13 protein-coding genes are annotated in these 15,507 nt (G+C 41.9%); 7 read left to right on the top strand and 6 right to left on the bottom strand.

Going from position 1 to position 15,507, the window contains the following annotated elements; genetic code table 11:
• Positions 1 to 129 precede the first annotated feature (129 nt).
• The 4 genes from L8106_RS29460 to L8106_RS08115 all read right to left on the bottom strand — a co-directional run bounded on the left by L8106_RS29460 (position 130) and on the right by L8106_RS08115 (position 6,542).
• Positions 130 to 1,653, bottom strand: coding sequence for a DUF4394 domain-containing protein (locus L8106_RS29460; RefSeq protein WP_009783771.1), 1,524 nt, complete (start codon positions 1,651 to 1,653; stop codon positions 130 to 132).
• Positions 1,654 to 1,903: 250 nt separating this feature from the next.
• Positions 1,904 to 3,496, bottom strand: a complete 1,593-nt coding sequence (locus L8106_RS08125; RefSeq protein ID WP_009783770.1) for an NAD(P)H-quinone oxidoreductase subunit 4 — start codon at positions 3,494 to 3,496, stop codon at positions 1,904 to 1,906.
• Positions 3,497 to 3,562: 66 nt separating this feature from the next.
• Positions 3,563 to 4,366 (bottom strand): GIY-YIG nuclease family protein, encoded by an 804-nt coding sequence (locus L8106_RS29455; protein ID WP_050779087.1) that lies wholly within the window; start codon positions 4,364 to 4,366, stop codon positions 3,563 to 3,565.
• Between the two features lie 97 nt (positions 4,367 to 4,463).
• Positions 4,464 to 6,542 carry an NAD(P)H-quinone oxidoreductase subunit 5 gene (locus tag L8106_RS08115; protein WP_009783768.1) on the bottom strand — a complete coding sequence of 693 codons (2,079 nt, stop codon included), beginning with the start codon at positions 6,540 to 6,542 and terminating at the stop codon, positions 4,464 to 4,466.
• A gap of 260 nt (positions 6,543 to 6,802) precedes the next feature.
• Here L8106_RS08115 and L8106_RS32850 point away from each other — a divergent pair, with 260 nt between their 5' ends.
• From L8106_RS32850 to L8106_RS08105, 4 genes are all read left to right on the top strand, one after another.
• The gene (locus tag L8106_RS32850) at positions 6,803 to 6,955 is read left to right on the top strand and encodes a hypothetical protein (protein ID WP_009783767.1); all 153 of its coding nucleotides are present in this window, start codon (positions 6,803 to 6,805) and stop codon (positions 6,953 to 6,955) included.
• Positions 6,930 to 7,046 carry a transposase gene (locus L8106_RS30395; protein WP_083798385.1) on the top strand — a complete coding sequence of 39 codons (117 nt, stop codon included), beginning with the start codon at positions 6,930 to 6,932 and terminating at the stop codon, positions 7,044 to 7,046. Before L8106_RS32850 ends, L8106_RS30395 begins: the two co-directional genes overlap by 26 nt.
• Before the next feature lie 269 nt (positions 7,047 to 7,315).
• Positions 7,316 to 9,181: a mechanosensitive ion channel domain-containing protein gene (locus tag L8106_RS08110; RefSeq protein WP_198012913.1), complete on the top strand. Its 1,866-nt coding sequence runs from the start codon at positions 7,316 to 7,318 to the stop codon at positions 9,179 to 9,181.
• A 464-nt stretch (positions 9,182 to 9,645) separates the two neighbouring features.
• Positions 9,646 to 9,903 (top strand): TIGR03643 family protein, encoded by a 258-nt coding sequence (locus tag L8106_RS08105; protein ID WP_009783765.1) that lies wholly within the window; start codon positions 9,646 to 9,648, stop codon positions 9,901 to 9,903.
• Between the two features lie 260 nt (positions 9,904 to 10,163).
• Here L8106_RS08105 and L8106_RS08100 read toward each other — a convergent pair whose 3' ends face one another.
• Both L8106_RS08100 and L8106_RS08095 read right to left on the bottom strand, forming a co-directional pair.
• Positions 10,164 to 10,547, bottom strand: a complete 384-nt coding sequence (locus L8106_RS08100; protein WP_009783764.1) for a co-chaperone YbbN — start codon at positions 10,545 to 10,547, stop codon at positions 10,164 to 10,166.
• Between the two features lie 49 nt (positions 10,548 to 10,596).
• Entirely contained in the window at positions 10,597 to 11,310 is a 714-nt protein-coding gene (locus tag L8106_RS08095; protein WP_198012915.1) for an NnrU family protein, read from the bottom strand.
• Between the two features lie 123 nt (positions 11,311 to 11,433).
• Here L8106_RS08095 and L8106_RS08090 point away from each other — a divergent pair, with 123 nt between their 5' ends.
• The 3 genes from L8106_RS08090 to L8106_RS08080 all read left to right on the top strand — a co-directional run bounded on the left by L8106_RS08090 (position 11,434) and on the right by L8106_RS08080 (position 15,253).
• Positions 11,434 to 12,456 (top strand): LysR family transcriptional regulator, encoded by a 1,023-nt coding sequence (locus L8106_RS08090; RefSeq protein ID WP_009783762.1) that lies wholly within the window; start codon positions 11,434 to 11,436, stop codon positions 12,454 to 12,456.
• A gap of 176 nt (positions 12,457 to 12,632) precedes the next feature.
• Positions 12,633 to 13,595 (top strand): LysR family transcriptional regulator, encoded by a 963-nt coding sequence (locus L8106_RS08085; RefSeq protein ID WP_009783761.1) that lies wholly within the window; start codon positions 12,633 to 12,635, stop codon positions 13,593 to 13,595.
• Between the two features lie 221 nt (positions 13,596 to 13,816).
• Complete coding sequence (locus tag L8106_RS08080) at positions 13,817 to 15,253, top strand: serine/threonine-protein kinase (RefSeq protein WP_009783760.1); 1,437 nt, start codon at positions 13,817 to 13,819, stop codon at positions 15,251 to 15,253.
• Positions 15,254 to 15,507: the final 254 nt, after the last annotated feature.

Raw genomic sequence — 15,507 nt, 5'->3', positions numbered from 1 at the left:
GATTATTGTTGAATTGTTGCCCAAATTCTTACCCACCCTACATTTAATACCCGTTGGATGGGTGAAAAAAATTCGCAAAAAGTTAAATTTAACTCCGATAATCTTCACCCACCCTACATTTAAAAACCGTTAAACGATACGTCCTTCAGAAAATCCAAACTGAACATAATGTTGAGTCGCGGCATCTAAATCATTGCCAAAGAAAGCCTGTAAGTCAGCATTATTATTGAGATAACTAACTGGATTAAAAGAATTGGTTGAACGACCTTCTGCTGCACCAAAACGAACATAATGTTCCGTTGCAAATTCAGGATTAAAACCAAATACCCCAATCAAATCCTGATTTGAAGCCAAATATCTCACCTCATCAAACGTATCTACAGGTCGATTTTCATTAATCCCAAACTGTAAATAATGTTGATTCGCCGCCGCCAAATCAAACCCAAATACACCCGCTAAATCCAGATTAGACGCTAAATATTGAGCGGGGTCAAATACAAAATCTCCTGTTAACGGGTCTACAACCGCAAGACCTTGTAAATTCAGATTAGCATCATCGCCAATCATTCCCACGTTTGTTGCGGTACCTGTTGCCAAGTCAACCGTGTACAACATTGAATTAGAAACAGCAAAAGCGGTATTACTCCCATTCGGAGAAGAAGCAATATCAAAACCGCCCAAAGTATCAAAATCAAGCCCTAATTCCCCCACCGTGACTAAAATGCCGTCGTTGGGTGGATTTTGCAAAACGAGCGTATTCAGCAGCGTATCGATGTTATAAAGCTGTGTAGAAGTCGTTCCCGCAAAGGAATTGGTATAAGCAGAGGCGGTCACATTAGGATTAACACCTGCATTAATATCACCAGGGGCGAATGCTAAAGTCCCGTCAACAATCACGGCACCTGTATCAACATTTATCCGAAAATCTTGGTCGTTGTCTCCCACTAACCGCAAACGGTCAGCGGCTGGGTTGAAGTCAAAACCAGAAATAGTACCGCCTTCAAAGGGTTGAGACAGGGTACTCGCCAAGGTAGCCACCCCATCAGAAGCCGTCAAAGAACGAAGAATCGGCCCATTTTGACCTGCAACACCATTATGAATATGAATGGCGCTACGAGAATTCCCTTCAACGTCCGCCGCCGGGCCTACAGGGAATAAAGAGCTAGTCAGATTGTCAAAAGTTCCAGAAATGGTTAAACGATTTGTGGCATCATCGTAAGTGACGTCAAAGGAACCTGTCGCCGGACTATCGGGAGGAACAACATTACCGACTTCTTGAGACTCTTGAATAGGAATTCCGCTAACTGAAATGTTACCTGCTGTCGGAACGTTAATTTGTCCTCGGAGTTCACCCCCGTTGAAGTTTTGGGTATGCAGGTTAACGTAAAGGGCGTTATTCCGCAACTGGGTTTCTTCTTCATCAGTCAGCGTAAAGGTACCTGTAAACGTACCATCATCAAAACTGTTCGGGTCAATTGTGTAGAGATTGTTGGCGGTTGTCAAGCCATAAATTAGACCATTCGCAGGTCGGGTATCAATTCCCAGTAAGGTTCCCTCAATTCCTGTAACGGCTATGGGTGTTACCTGTCCAGGGTTACTTGAATTAAAAGTCAAGAGTGTATTGTTATCAGTTAAGGCTGCTAAATTTTCCATTTTAATCCTTTATCGAATTTTGGTGTAGTACATCCCTGGTTTGAATGTGAAGCTGTTTAAGTTTTGTATAGTCTAGCTTAAGTTTTGTATCGTTTAACTTGATTTTATTACTTGAGATAGATATTACTTGACAAACTGTACTTTTTGTTGTAATAGTAAAATGGGATTCTATATTCACTCATCAAGTAAGCGGTCATCAATAAAAAAATCCCCCTGTTTTATGGGAGGGGGACTCTACAGAATATTCAGACTATTTCTGAGGAATATGTGGTGCCGTGAATGACAACAAGTTTTGCTTTTGTTGAGCAATCGGAGGATTATCTCCCAACGTTGGCACCGACTGACGAATCAAAGCCGTTAATTGTGTTGTAGTTGAATCATAGATTTGAGTGACAATCTTCGGATACAACCCAATCCCAATAATGGGTATCAACAAACAAGTAATTACAAACACTTCCCGAGGTTCAGCATCGACCAGTTTTTCGTGAGACGTTAACGCTTTATTTTCCGGGCCATAAAGGAGTTCACGCAACATTGAAAGTAGGTAAATCGGCGTTAAAATCACCCCAACTGCTGCGAGGAAGACAACCAAAACTTTAAAAGTCGGGCTATAAGCATCACTGGTAGAAATCCCAATAAAGATCATCAATTCCGCCACAAACCCACTCATTCCTGGTAACGCCAACGACGCCATCGCACAAGTCGTCCACATGGCGAAGACTTTCTTCATCTTCGACCCAACACCGCCCATTTCATCTAACATCAATGTATGGGTGCGGTCATAAGTACAACCGACAAGGAAGAACAAACTCGCCCCAATCAACCCATGAGAAATCATTTGTAGCACGGCACCACTTAACCCAATTTCGGTAAAAGATGCCATCCCAATTAAAACAAATCCCATGTGAGAAATTGAAGAATAGGCAATTTTCCGCTTGAGGTTTCGTTGGGCGAAAGAAGTTAAAGCAGCGTAGATAATATTTACAACCCCCAAAATGATTAAAATGGGAGCAAAAGTCGCGTGAGCATCCGGTAACATTCCCACGTTCATCCGCAGCAACGCATAACCGCCCATTTTCAGCAAAATACCCGCCAGTAACATATGCGCCGGGGCGGTGGCTTCTCCGTGGGCATCGGGTAGCCAAGTGTGAAGGGGAAAAATCGGCAATTTCACGCCATAAGCAATCAGAAAACCACTATACAATAAGAGTTCTAGTTTAATCGGAAAATCCTTGGCAGCGATCGCCGACATATCAAATGTCACTGTATCGCCGTAGAAGGCCATCGTTAGGGCGCCAACCAGGATAAACAGCGAACCCCCTGCGGTATACAAAATAAACTTTGTCGCGGCGTACTGGCGCTTTTTACCGCCCCAAATGGCTAAAATCATGTAAACCGGAACCAGTTCCAGTTCCCAAGCCAGGAAAAACAGCAACATATCCTGAACCGCAAATACGGCAATTTGGCCACCGTACATCGCTAACATCAGGAAATAAAACAGCTTGGGTTTGAAGGTGACAGGCCAAGCTGCTAATATCGCTAGGGTGGTAATAAACCCAGTCAGCAAAATCAGAGGCATTGCCAAACCATCCGCCCCCACAGACCAGTTTAAATCCAGTTGCGGTATCCAGGCGTAGCTTTCAAACAGTTGTAAGCCGGGTTTGTTGAAATCGTACTGGGTACAAAAAGCGTAGACAATAATAGCAAAGTCTATCAGCCCAATGACCAAAGCATACCAGCGTACTGTGCGCCCGTCTTTGTCGGGAATAAACGGCAGCAACAACGCGGCGACAATGGGAAATAGAATTGTAGTGGTTAACCAGGGAAATTGTTCGAGATCCATTTCTAGTGATAGAATCAGTGCTTAGTTATTATAGATCCGCAAAATTTGAGTAATACCGCCTATACTTCACCTTTTCTTCAGACTTTCAACGGAATTTGTCCAAAGTCGAGGAATCGGATCTTCTGTAAATACTGATACTCCAGGATGCTGTTGTTCAATAAACGGGCATACTTCCAAAATCGTTGTAAATTCTGGCTCTTGTATATAGATCATTTCAACTCCCAATAATGTCTGGAATTTCGTTATTGCTGGTAAGGGTAATAATGGATAGGAAGGTGAAACGTCTATAAAAATACCATTGCAGCTAGTTTTCCAAAAATTAAATTTCTTACGAGTTGCATATTTCTTCCACCTTAAGCAAGTTGCTCTCTTATTATCCGATTTTAAAATACTGCTGACTGTTCCTGACAAACCTCGACGACCGTAAACTGGATACTTGAGATAAACTGTTGGCTGAGAAGAATTATCAGATGAAGCTATTCCCAAGATAATAACATTTGACTTGGATAGTCTAATGAGTGTTTTATTTAAAGCGATTTCTGCTGGAATAATTTTTTTCGCAGGTACAGGGGTTTGATTGAGTAGAGGTTGGTACAAATCTATGAAATATCGTTCCGTTTGATCCAGTAACTCTTGATCGTTTTTGGAAACTAACCAAGATATTTTAATATTACTTTTTCGGTTTAGTTTTTTGAGTTGTTCAAACCGATGATGATCTTTCCATCTCGCACACAAGTTCCTTGCTTTTCCCACATACAAAACTCGATTTTCGCAGTCTAATAGGAAGTAAATAGCCGAACAATGTGGAAGTTTATCTTTGTTTAAAAGAGAGACAGAAGGGAGAGAAGATAGATTAATTTCAGGATACATTGTGAACTTGAAAGCATGAAAGGTTTATTTTTTAAAAGGGAAATAGGTGTTTAGAAAAACTCTAAATCATTGCCTATTCCCTTTCAAATTGCTCAACCTAACTCACGCCGGAGAACACTACAAATCCCAATACAGCCCCAAACACAATTAAGGCATAAAATTGGGCGCGACCATTCTCAAAATATTTCAACCCTTCACCGGATAAAAGCGTCATTAACCCGGTCAGGTTAACCGCACCATCAACCACACGGAAATCAATTTCCATGACCTGACGGGCGAGACGACGTAGACCTTGCACAAACAAGAAATCATTCAAGTCGTCAAGATACCATTTATTGAGAGAAAACAGATACAATGGCTTGATTTTCTCAGCGATCGCAGCCGGATCAATTTTATGACTGAGATACATCAACGAAGCAAGTGTAATCCCAATTAAAGCAATTCCCACCGAATTTCCCGCCATAATCAGAAATTCAGTTAAATCGAATTCTGCCGCTTTTTCGAGAATTTGCGCTTCCGTTTCACTGGGGGCGTGAATAAACTCCTCAAAATAGTTCGCAAACGGAGTCCCCAACAACCCAATCAACATCGACGGTATCGCCAACGTCATCAATGGAATGGTCATCGCCCAGGGCGACTCATGGGGGGAATCACTATGATGACCGTGACCGTGATCATCGTGGCCGTGTTCCTCTGCTTCTGCGACCAACTCTTGAGGATTCATTGCACCCGGGCCAAAAGCATAATTAGGGCCGTTGGCTTCGGCTAACAGTTGTTGTTTGATTGTGGCATCATTGCCCCGGAAACCGCCTTCAAACGTGCTGAAGTACATCCGGAACATATAAAACGCCGTCATACCCGCCGTTAACCAACCAACCACCCATAAGGCGGGATTTGCCTCAAACGCATTACCCAAGATTTCGTCTTTGGACCAGAATCCTGCAAAGGGTGGAATTCCACAAATTGCCAGGGTACCAATTAAAAAACAAGCGGACGTAATCGGCATATATTTCCGCAGTCCACCCATTAACCGCATATCCTGGGCTAAAACGGGGTCATGTCCGACGACGACTTCCATGCCGTGAATAACCGAACCCGAACACAGGAACAGCATCGCTTTAAAATAAGCGTGAGTCATCAGGTGAAACATTCCAGCGCTGTAGGCGCCGACACCCATCGCCATCACCATGTAACCCAGTTGGGAGACAGTGGAATAAGCCAGACCTTTTTTGATGTCGTTTTGGGTTAGGGCGATGGTAGCCCCCAGAAACGCCGTAAAACAGCCCGTCCAGGCGATCACATTCATCACGATGGGTAAACCTTCAAACACCGGATACATCCGGGCAATTAGGAATACACCTGCTGCAACCATTGTCGCCGCATGAATTAAAGCCGAAATCGGGGTCGGGCCTTCCATTGCATCCGGTAGCCAGACATGAAGGGGGAATTGGGCGGATTTGGCAACCGGGCCTAAAAATACCAAAATTGCAAATAGACTCGCTAAGGCAACGCTTAAACCGCCTGTTTCGACGAGGGTTTCTAAACGTTCACCCATCAAGTCAAAGTCAAAGGTGTTAGTTGCCCAAAACAACCCTAACATCCCCAATAACAAGCCAAAGTCACCGACACGGTTGGTTACAAAGGCTTTTTGGCAAGCATCGGCGGCGGGTTTGCGATCATACCAAAATCCGATTAACAGGTAGGAACACATCCCCACCAGTTCCCAGAAGATGTAAACCTGTACTAAGTTCGGACAGATGACGAGGCCCAGCATTGAGGAGCTAAATAGGCTCAAGTACGCATAAAAACGCACATATCCCGGATCGTGAGCCATGTAACCATCGGTGTAGACCATCACCAAAAAGGCTACAGTGGTAACAATCGCTAACATGACCGAGGCGAGATGGTCAATGGTATAGCCCATACGCAGGGTAAAATCTCCTGCGGCTGCCCATTCGATCATGTGGGTATAGGGTTCGTGGCCGTTGATTTGACTCCAAAGTATGGCAAAGGACAGCACCATTGCGCCTCCGAGTAGGGAGACGATGAAGACTGCGCTTGCTTTTCTGAGGCTGTTGGTGGCTCGACTAAATGAAATCAAGCCAATTCCAACAAACATCGCCCCGAGTAAGGGCAATACTGGAATCAACCAGGCGTATTGATAAAGCAGTTCCATAATATCTAGGGACTTAATCGTTCTTCACGAAGTTGTCAAAACTGTTGATAATTTTGACATAGACTTCGGGGTTTGAGGGCAATGATCAACCTTTTTACAGACTTTTTACAGACGGATAGCGGCGATTGGGTTAATTTTTCGGTGTTTTGAAGTCCCCGTCAACGGGTGCCGTCTCTACGCAACCTGACCATCAATCTGACTAAATTTTTAAAATTATTGCCTTGATTTGAGAGTTCAGAAGTATTATTTTCCTTAGAAAAATGGAGAATAGACAGGCTGAAAAATCGAAAAATAATCGAGAAAAAGAGGATAAATTAGAAAGACCAAAAAACGGTAAGTATCCGTTCCTAAAAAAGAAAGAAAAGCTGTTCAACCCAAAAAAGATGGATAAACGAGATTTTAGCTTACTTTGAGAATCGAACAGCCCCAGGAGCCGTAGAAGGTATAAATCCAACAATTAAACTCATTAAGAGAAAAGCTTATGGGTTAACTAATGGGCGATAACTTTAGAATAAGAGTCTTATTAAATTGGCATTTTTGCGATTAATTTCTCATACTCAGTCTAAGAGAGCCTTCATTTTTAACAATTTGAGCAACTTTTAGAGCCAGCATAGTATTCTGTGAAAGTATGACTTCGTTTCACGTAGATGATGCCAATCAACATGACTCCTAATCTGTTCTACCCAAATCGCAAATGGGCTAAACAACTGCTAATTGCCTGCTGTGCTTGTCTATTGTCCCTTTTTGCTCTCTCTGCTGTCAACGCAGAATCGGTGGACACTGAGGTAATCACCCCAAAAGTTCCCGTTGTACTAGATGGACGAAAACTCTATAAAGTGGGAGCTTCTGGTAATTTTACTGCTGATGAACGAGCAAATATGATTAACGCTCTGCTGCAAGAAAAACTCAATAAAAATCTACTTCAAGGAGAACCTGTCAAAGTCACTATTGATCAACAGGTGGGAGAAACAGTTCTTAAAGTTAATAACAGATATCTTGTTTCCATCATAGCATCAGATCTCATTCCCGGTATGACACCACAAGAACAAGCAGAAATTTGGCAAGAAAAAGTTCAATTAGCCCTCGAACGAAGCTTAAAAGAACGAACACCTGCCTATCGAAATTGGGCGTTCAAAATGACAGTAATTGGCTTCGTCATCACTTCGCTAATTCTAGCCGGACTATTCCGGTTGTATCGTTATTATCAACGCCAACAACTGAAACAATCAAATCGACAATCTGGATCACTGAGATTACTGGGTTTATTTTTGGTACAAATTTTCGTTGGGATTGGCTTTATTTGTTATACTATCAACCTATTTCCAGCTTCTCGGAGTCAATTCTATAAAGTTATTTATTTAATTGAAAATACATTTACCGCTCGGATGTTCAAATTAGGGACAGTTCCTATTTCCCTCAACCGAATTATATTACTCGGAATTTCAACGATTATTCTGTTGTTTGTGGTTAATCTATTCGCGCAATTTCTCAAAAAACGCATCTTACCTTTAGCGGGTGTTGATCAAAGTTCACAAGATGCGATCACCTTTTTAACCCAGTATGCCATGATCTTTCTGGGATTTTTGTTGATTCTGAATGCGGGGGGTGTGGATTTTCAAGCTTTAGCGATTATCCTGAGTGTAATTGGAGTTGGGATTGGGTTTGGTTTACAAAACATTGCTAAAGATTTTATTTGTGGTTTAATTTTAATTGTTACCCGTCCGATTAAAATTGGAGAATTGGTTCAGGTAGGAGAATTTCAAGGATTGGTGCAACGAATTGGGGTACGAACAACCGAAATCTCTCATATTGATCGATATATCATTACTTTACCTAATTCTCGGTTTATTGAAGGAGAAGTTATCAATTGGAATCGTAGTGAACTCACGCGCGTGAAAACATATGTTGAGGTTTCCTACAATTCTGATATTGATTTTATCTACAAAGTATTGCAAGCCGCTTCACAAGTTGAACATCCTGATATTCTGCGTCATCCACCCCCAAAAGTCAAATTTAGAGAATTTGGTGAAAGTGGGTTACGATTTCGAGTTGTCGCATTTATTCGAGATCCTCTGAAAGAACCGAAAGTGAGAACTCATTTATATAATCAAATCGAGAAACACTTACGGAAATATGGCATTGAAATTCCTTTCCCACAAAGAGATTTACACATTAAAACGCCTAATCTGAATCCGATCATTCAAAGTTGGGTTCAATCTAATGGTATGGATTTTCCTCAACTTGATGCTGTCACAGAAAAAAATATTATTGAAGAACCCATCATTCAAGATGAATATAATTGGGATCAAATTGTTACTAGAATGCGAGGAGAAAATGGAATTGAAATAAAAGAGCGGAGATTTCAGCTAAAATCATTTCCGAAAGTGTTTTTAGGAACAGATGCAGTCAACTGGTTAATGAAGTTTGAAAATTCCACTCGACAAGAGGCAATTTTAATTGGACAGTTGATGGTACAAAAGGGCATCATTCATCATGTCTTAGATGAACATGATTTTAAGGATGAACCTCTATTTTACCGATTTTATATCGATGAATCAATCCAGTCATCTCAACAGCGACATCAGCAAAATTTTGAGGGGGATAAATCTGGAATGGAATCTGATATTAGTGATAGCTGATTGTTCCTTCAGTTCATCAGAATAAATAACTGATTGTATTTTGATCAAGTTGTGATCAAAAGTTTCAATTGTATAGCGCTGCGCGCTAGGGAATAGGGAACACCGGATCAGGGAACAGCAGACTATGAAAGCGGTGTGACCCTGCGGCTTTGTAAGCCGCCAAGGAATGCACACGCCTGAGAGGGTTTCAGAATTTAGAAATGTCCTAACCAATTTGCGTAGTGCTATATATTAGATTTCAAAACAATATTTCAATTTCCAAAGCAATTAAGCTGTGATGATAACTCTTTGTTTTAGAGATCTAGATATTTAAAAAATCCAGATGTAGAGAAAACCTTGATGCTTGAATCTCCTCAATGAAGCGATCGCCAACGTGAGAAACTGTGAATTTGTGAAAAGCACGGTTTTTCAAACTGTTGTAAGATCGGAGAATCTCAGAATAAAGTTAACCGGAGAAACCTTCAATGAAGAAAGAGATTAATCTTGATGTAGAAACCATCGATCGCATTGTCGAAATGGCTTGGGAAGATCGAACTCCCTTTGATGCGATTGAGATCCAATTTGGTTTGCAAGAAAAAGATGTAATTGCGTTAATGCGGCGAGAAATGAAACCCTCTAGTTTTAGGATGTGGCGAAAACGAGTGAGTGGACGCAGTACAAAACATAGACAAAAACGTGACTTTGAGAAAGGTCGCTTTAAATCATCCAATCAGAAAACATGATCAATGAATTATAAATTATGAATTTCCCCATCTCCTTAGAAGTTATATGATATCCGACTAATCAATAAGCTTCATGTAGGGGCAGGTTAAGCCTACAATCTTGACAACCACTCCAAGATTGAGTTAAACCCGCCCCGCAGTTGGGAAAAGTCAGAAGTCAGAACTTAGAAGTTACTGATAACTGCCTTTTCCCTTTTGCCTTTTGCCTTTTGCCTTTTGCCTTTTCCCTGTTCCCTGTTCCCTGTTCCCTATTGAAGGAACTAGGCTTCTAAAGAGAGATATTCATGGGTTGAGAGAGACACAGAAGAACATCGATTTTGGTGATTTTGCATAAACTCATCAAGAGTCCGTCGCAAATCTTCCCGTCCATGAAAATGTTCGAGTCGATGTAATTCTTGACCATTATCGAATAAAATGACCGTGGGTAAAGTCTGAAGACGGTAGGTGCTTGCCAATTTAAGACTTTGATCCGCATTCACCCCAACCACTTTGACCTGATCTTGCCAGTTGTCTTGAAATTGGTGTAACTGAGGAACAATCAGCCGACACAACCCACACCAGGGCGCCCAGAAATGAACAAGAACTGGAGTAGAGGCACCCAAGACCTCTTTTGTAAAATTTTGCTCACGAATTGAAAGCAGCATCATCTTGGAAATTTTTTATTAATGAACGTTTAATATCACTGGGATCATGCTACCAGGCTACGTTACTTGTGGCACCTATCAACAATGGATGAGCTTGCCACAAGAGAATGATGAAAATAGCAACACCCAGATAAGACCAGCGGACAAACTCCTGCCACTGTAAAGTTTGACGACCCTGAAGAATTGCCAAAAAGGGTATAACAGAAGTGCGATCCCGAACGGCATCAAATGCTTCACCATAACGCGCTCTCATGCGCTTGTCGCCGTGCCAAACCGCAAATAGGTGATGAGCAACCAAACCGATCGAAGTCACCAACGTGAAGCTTGTACCGAGCCAGAGCGTGTGAGCGATGCACCAAATCACCTGTCCCACCATCTGAGGATGACGAGTAATACGAATGATCCCAGTTTCGTAGAGATGAACTTGCGGCTTTTCAATTGCCGCGATTTCCAGCAGGTTAAATGTTGCCGGATAAAGAAACACAAACGAGACAGCCGATAATCCCCACACCAGGGGTATAACAAAAGGATACTGTTTAACTTGCCAAAGTTGTACTCCATCATAACGGTGATTGAAAAAATAAATAATCAACACCACCGCCAACGGTAAACTCACCAGCGCAAATACAATTCGATAAAGTCGAGGGCCGATTTTTTGTTCACCCCAAGGGCGCAATGCTGCTAGACCACTATGAGCGATCGCAAAGCCAAACAGCAACCCCAACATCACAATATGGCTCGATGTTAGCCATTGATCCACGATTGTCACCTCTTCAGTCGATAATAAAGTTAACTTCAATACAAATCCGAACCGCAGTATGCTGAAAGAACTTGATCTCCTCCTATTTTCCCTTAAAGCTTCTCTGGCCTGTTGAGGTGAAGTCTTATGTCTGACCTGCCATTCACTCTAGACCAATTACGCATTCTCAAAGCGATCGCGGCTGAAGGAAGCTTCAAGCGGGCGGCCGATAGCCTATATGTCTCACAACCGGCCATCAGTCTTCAAATCCAAAACTTAGAACGACAGCTAGATGTACCGTTGTTTGACCGGGCAGGACGTCGCGCTCAACTGACTGAAGCGGGTTATCTCCTCCTCAGTTACGGTGAGAAAGTCCTCTCATTGTGTCAGGAAACTTGCCTCGCCATTGAAGATTTACAAAATCTGAAGGGGGGTACACTCATTGTCGGAGCATCTCAAACTACAGGGACTTATCTACTCCCGAGAATGATTGGATTATTTCGGCAAAAATATCCCAGTGTTGCGGTGCAGTTACACGTTCATTCCACTCGCCGCACGGCTTGGAGTGTGGTCAATGGACAAGTTGATTTAGCCATTGTCGGTGGAGAAATTTCTGCTGAACTTGCACAATCTCTCGAAATTGTGCCTTATGCTCGCGATGAATTGGCATTAATTGTCCCGGTTTCTCATCCTTTTGCCCAACAGGAGATTATTGCCCAAGAAGATTTATATCACCTCCAATTCATCAGTTTGGATACTCAGTCTACAATTCGTCGCGTTATTGATCAAGTTCTAACTCGTGCGGGTATTGACACGACTCGTCTGAAAATTGAGATGGAGTTAAGCTCTATTGAAGCGATCAAAAATGCCGTTCAGTCGGGTTTGGGTGTCGCATTTGTCTCCACCTCAGCAATTGAAAAGGAATTAAGCATGGGGGTGTTGCAAACTCTCAAGATTGAGCGGGTGATCATTACTCGCATTCTCTCGGCGATTTCTAATCCCCATCGCTATCAATCGAAAGCGGCTGAAGCTTTTACAAAAGAGATTTTACCTCGGTTTTCTACACCCGGTTTGGGTAAATATGACCTAGATTATCAACCCTCTGAAGGGGTAGAGGTATTACCCGATTCCTCTCGGGTGCAGTCGGAGTTGAGTGAAAAAAAAGTCTAGGTTTTCCACAATCCTAATTATTGATTCGATCCACAACAGTTAACAAGTGGTTGACATGAAAGGGGGAAATTTTTCATTCTCAATCTAAACTCACCCGGTTTGATTTGCCGTTGTGTTGGATCAGTAATTTGGGTATTGTTGAATATTGAATATTAAACCATTAGCTAGAAAAAACTATGTCAGATGTTCCGTTCACCTTAGACCAATTACGCATTCTCAAAGCGATCGCGGCTGAGGGGAGCTTTAAGCGGGCGGCTGATAGTTTGTATGTTTCACAACCTGCTATCAGTTTACAAGTTCAAAACCTAGAACGACAGCTTAATGTACCTCTATTTGATCGCGGAGGGCGTCGGGCAAAATTGACGGAAGCCGGACATCTCCTCTTGAGTTATGGTGAAAAAATCCTCTCATTATGTCAAGAAACTTGTCGCGCGATTGAAGATCTCCAAAACTTACAAGGGGGTACTCTGATTGTGGGAGCGTCTCAAACAACAGGGACTTATCTACTCCCGAGAATGATTGGATTATTTCGGCAAAAATATCCTGATGTCGCTGTGCAGTTACACGTTCATTCCACTCGACGCACGGCTTGGAGTGTTGCCAATGGTCAAATTGATTTGGCAATTATTGGCGGTGAGGTTCCTCCAGAACTCCATGAATCAATTACCATTCAGCCTTATATTGAAGATGAATTGGCTTTGATTTTACCTGTTTTTCATCGCTTTGCTAAACAAGACAGTATTCAAAAAGAAGACTTGTATAAGTTACAGTTTATCGCCCTCGATTCTCAATCTACCATTCGCAAAGTGATTGATCAAGTTCTCAGTCGCTCTAATATTGATCCTCGTCGTCTACAAATTGAGATGGAACTCAACTCCATTGAAGCGATTAAAAATACAGTTCAAGCGGGTTTAGGAGCCGCGTTTGTCTCGACTTCTGCGATTGAAAAGGAATTGCAAATGGGTGTGCTTCATCAAACGAAAATAGAAGGGGTAACAGTTCGACGAATGTTATCTGTGATTGTCAATCCTAACCGCTATCAATCAAAAGCCGCAGAAGCTTTTAGTCGAGATGTCTTACCTCGATTTTCAACTCAAAAACTGAACTTAACTCGTGAAGAACCTGTTTCAACTGAGTAAGTCTCCATTCATTCCCTCAAATTTTTTAGAACATAAATAAAGTTAAATTTTTGTTAAAATGGCTGAGAAATTAACCCGGAAAAGTAGCCGAAAATTCAAGACTTTAAATCTACAGTTGCCCTTTTTTGGCTCAGATCGACATAAAATGTAGATGTTAGGGTGAGATAATAATAACAACCAAATGACAAGGAGTGACGCTTGACTAGCCACTGATTATCTCTATGAAAATTCATTGTACTCGTCCAGGGTGTCCCCGTCCCGAAAATCTGTTTGCTGACCTCGATGACAAGACCATCCTCAAAACAGTACAGCAAAAGTATTGTACAACTTGTGGGATGCCTCTAATTTTAGATGGTCGTTATCTACCCGAACGCTTACTCGGTCAAGGGGGGTTTGGAGCGGCTTTTTTAGCTTGCGATCGCCGATCTCCAGCTTTGCGAAAATGTGTGGTGAAACTGTTTCAACCCGCTAACGATCTGAGTCCCTCTGAGTTAGAACTCGCGCTACAACTCTTTGAACGAGAAGCCGTTGTTTTGGATCGTTTGGGAAATCAACACCCGCAAATTCCCAATCTTCTCGCCTATTTTCCCCTAGAATCTTCCGGCTGGCAATCTTCACAAACTCAGCAATTTTTTTATATCGTTCAAGACTATATTGACGGTCAAGATTTAGAAGCCGAACTTGACACTCAAGGTCAATTTTCTGAAGACGGGGTGCGAGAAGTTTTAGAAGAAATCCTCAATGTTCTCCAATTTGTTCACGATGAAGATGTGATTCATCGCGATATCAAACCGTCTAATATTATGCGCGATCGCAAAGGTCGTCTTTATTTACTCGATTTTGGTGCCGTTAAACAGGTGACTCAACAGGCGAATAAATTGGGGACATCGACCGGAATTTTTTCGATGGGATTCGCTCCCCCTGAACAAATGCAGGGTCATAGTGTTTTCCCTTCGACGGACTTATATGCTTTAGCTGTAACCTGTATTGTGCTGTTAACGGGAAAATATCCTAAAGAACTTTATGATAGTCATAATGGTCGCTGGAATTGGAAAGATAAAACCCAAGTTTCCGATTCCCTCGCTTATATTTTAGATAAAATGCTTCAGTCTAGACCGAGCGATCGCTTTGGTTCAGCCGAACAAGTTCTTAAGCTTTTAAATCCTCTCCCTTCACCCCCACAGGTTCCTTTATCGACGCCGAAAGCACAACCCATTTCATCGGTTTCTGTTCAACCTCAAATTCAAATTCCGTCCCCCGCTCCCTCTCCTTCTCCCGCTCCCCCCGCTCCCCCCACTTCTTCGCCTTCTTTTTCGACAATAAATTTGTTAAAAGGAGCCGCATTTACGGGTTTTGAAATTGCTTTATTACGGATTGCAGTCAATGGTTTATTGGGAGGTTCACTTCCGCTTTTGGCTTTAATTGTTGGCGGTACGTTCGGAGGATTGATTTTTGCTCAATATCGCCGCTGGATCGAAACAAAAGAACAAATTATTTTAGCTTTAATTTCTCTAGCAATAGTAATCTTTATTTCCACATTCGGACAAGGTATTCCGTTGTCGGGTGTGATAATTTTTCCCATTTTAGGTGCTTTGGGTTGTGTTGCTATTACTACTTTATTTCGTTTAATCTATTTAATTCTTTATCGCTTCTTGTAAACGATTTTCGGAAAAACTCAATTTTGGTTTTAATCTTATGTCTCAGAAAAACGAAACCACGATTTTAGTTTTGGCATTAATGATTACTCTGGGAGGGCTTGGAGTAGGTCTATACTGTTGTGAAGGATTAATTTTATTCTCCATTTAAACATATAGTTCGCGATGGTATAAGCTTATGCAAGTTGACTTTTAATTTGACAAAAACAGGATTTAATTTAAAAAATAGGATATACTCGAATTAGACAGTTAAAATT

This window comes from Lyngbya sp. PCC 8106 (assembly GCF_000169095.1).
In the GTDB taxonomy this organism is placed as follows: domain Bacteria; phylum Cyanobacteriota; class Cyanobacteriia; order Cyanobacteriales; family Microcoleaceae; genus Capilliphycus.
The sequence above is the reverse complement of the archived record's forward strand: the minus strand, read 5'-3'. Positions and strand labels throughout refer to the sequence as shown.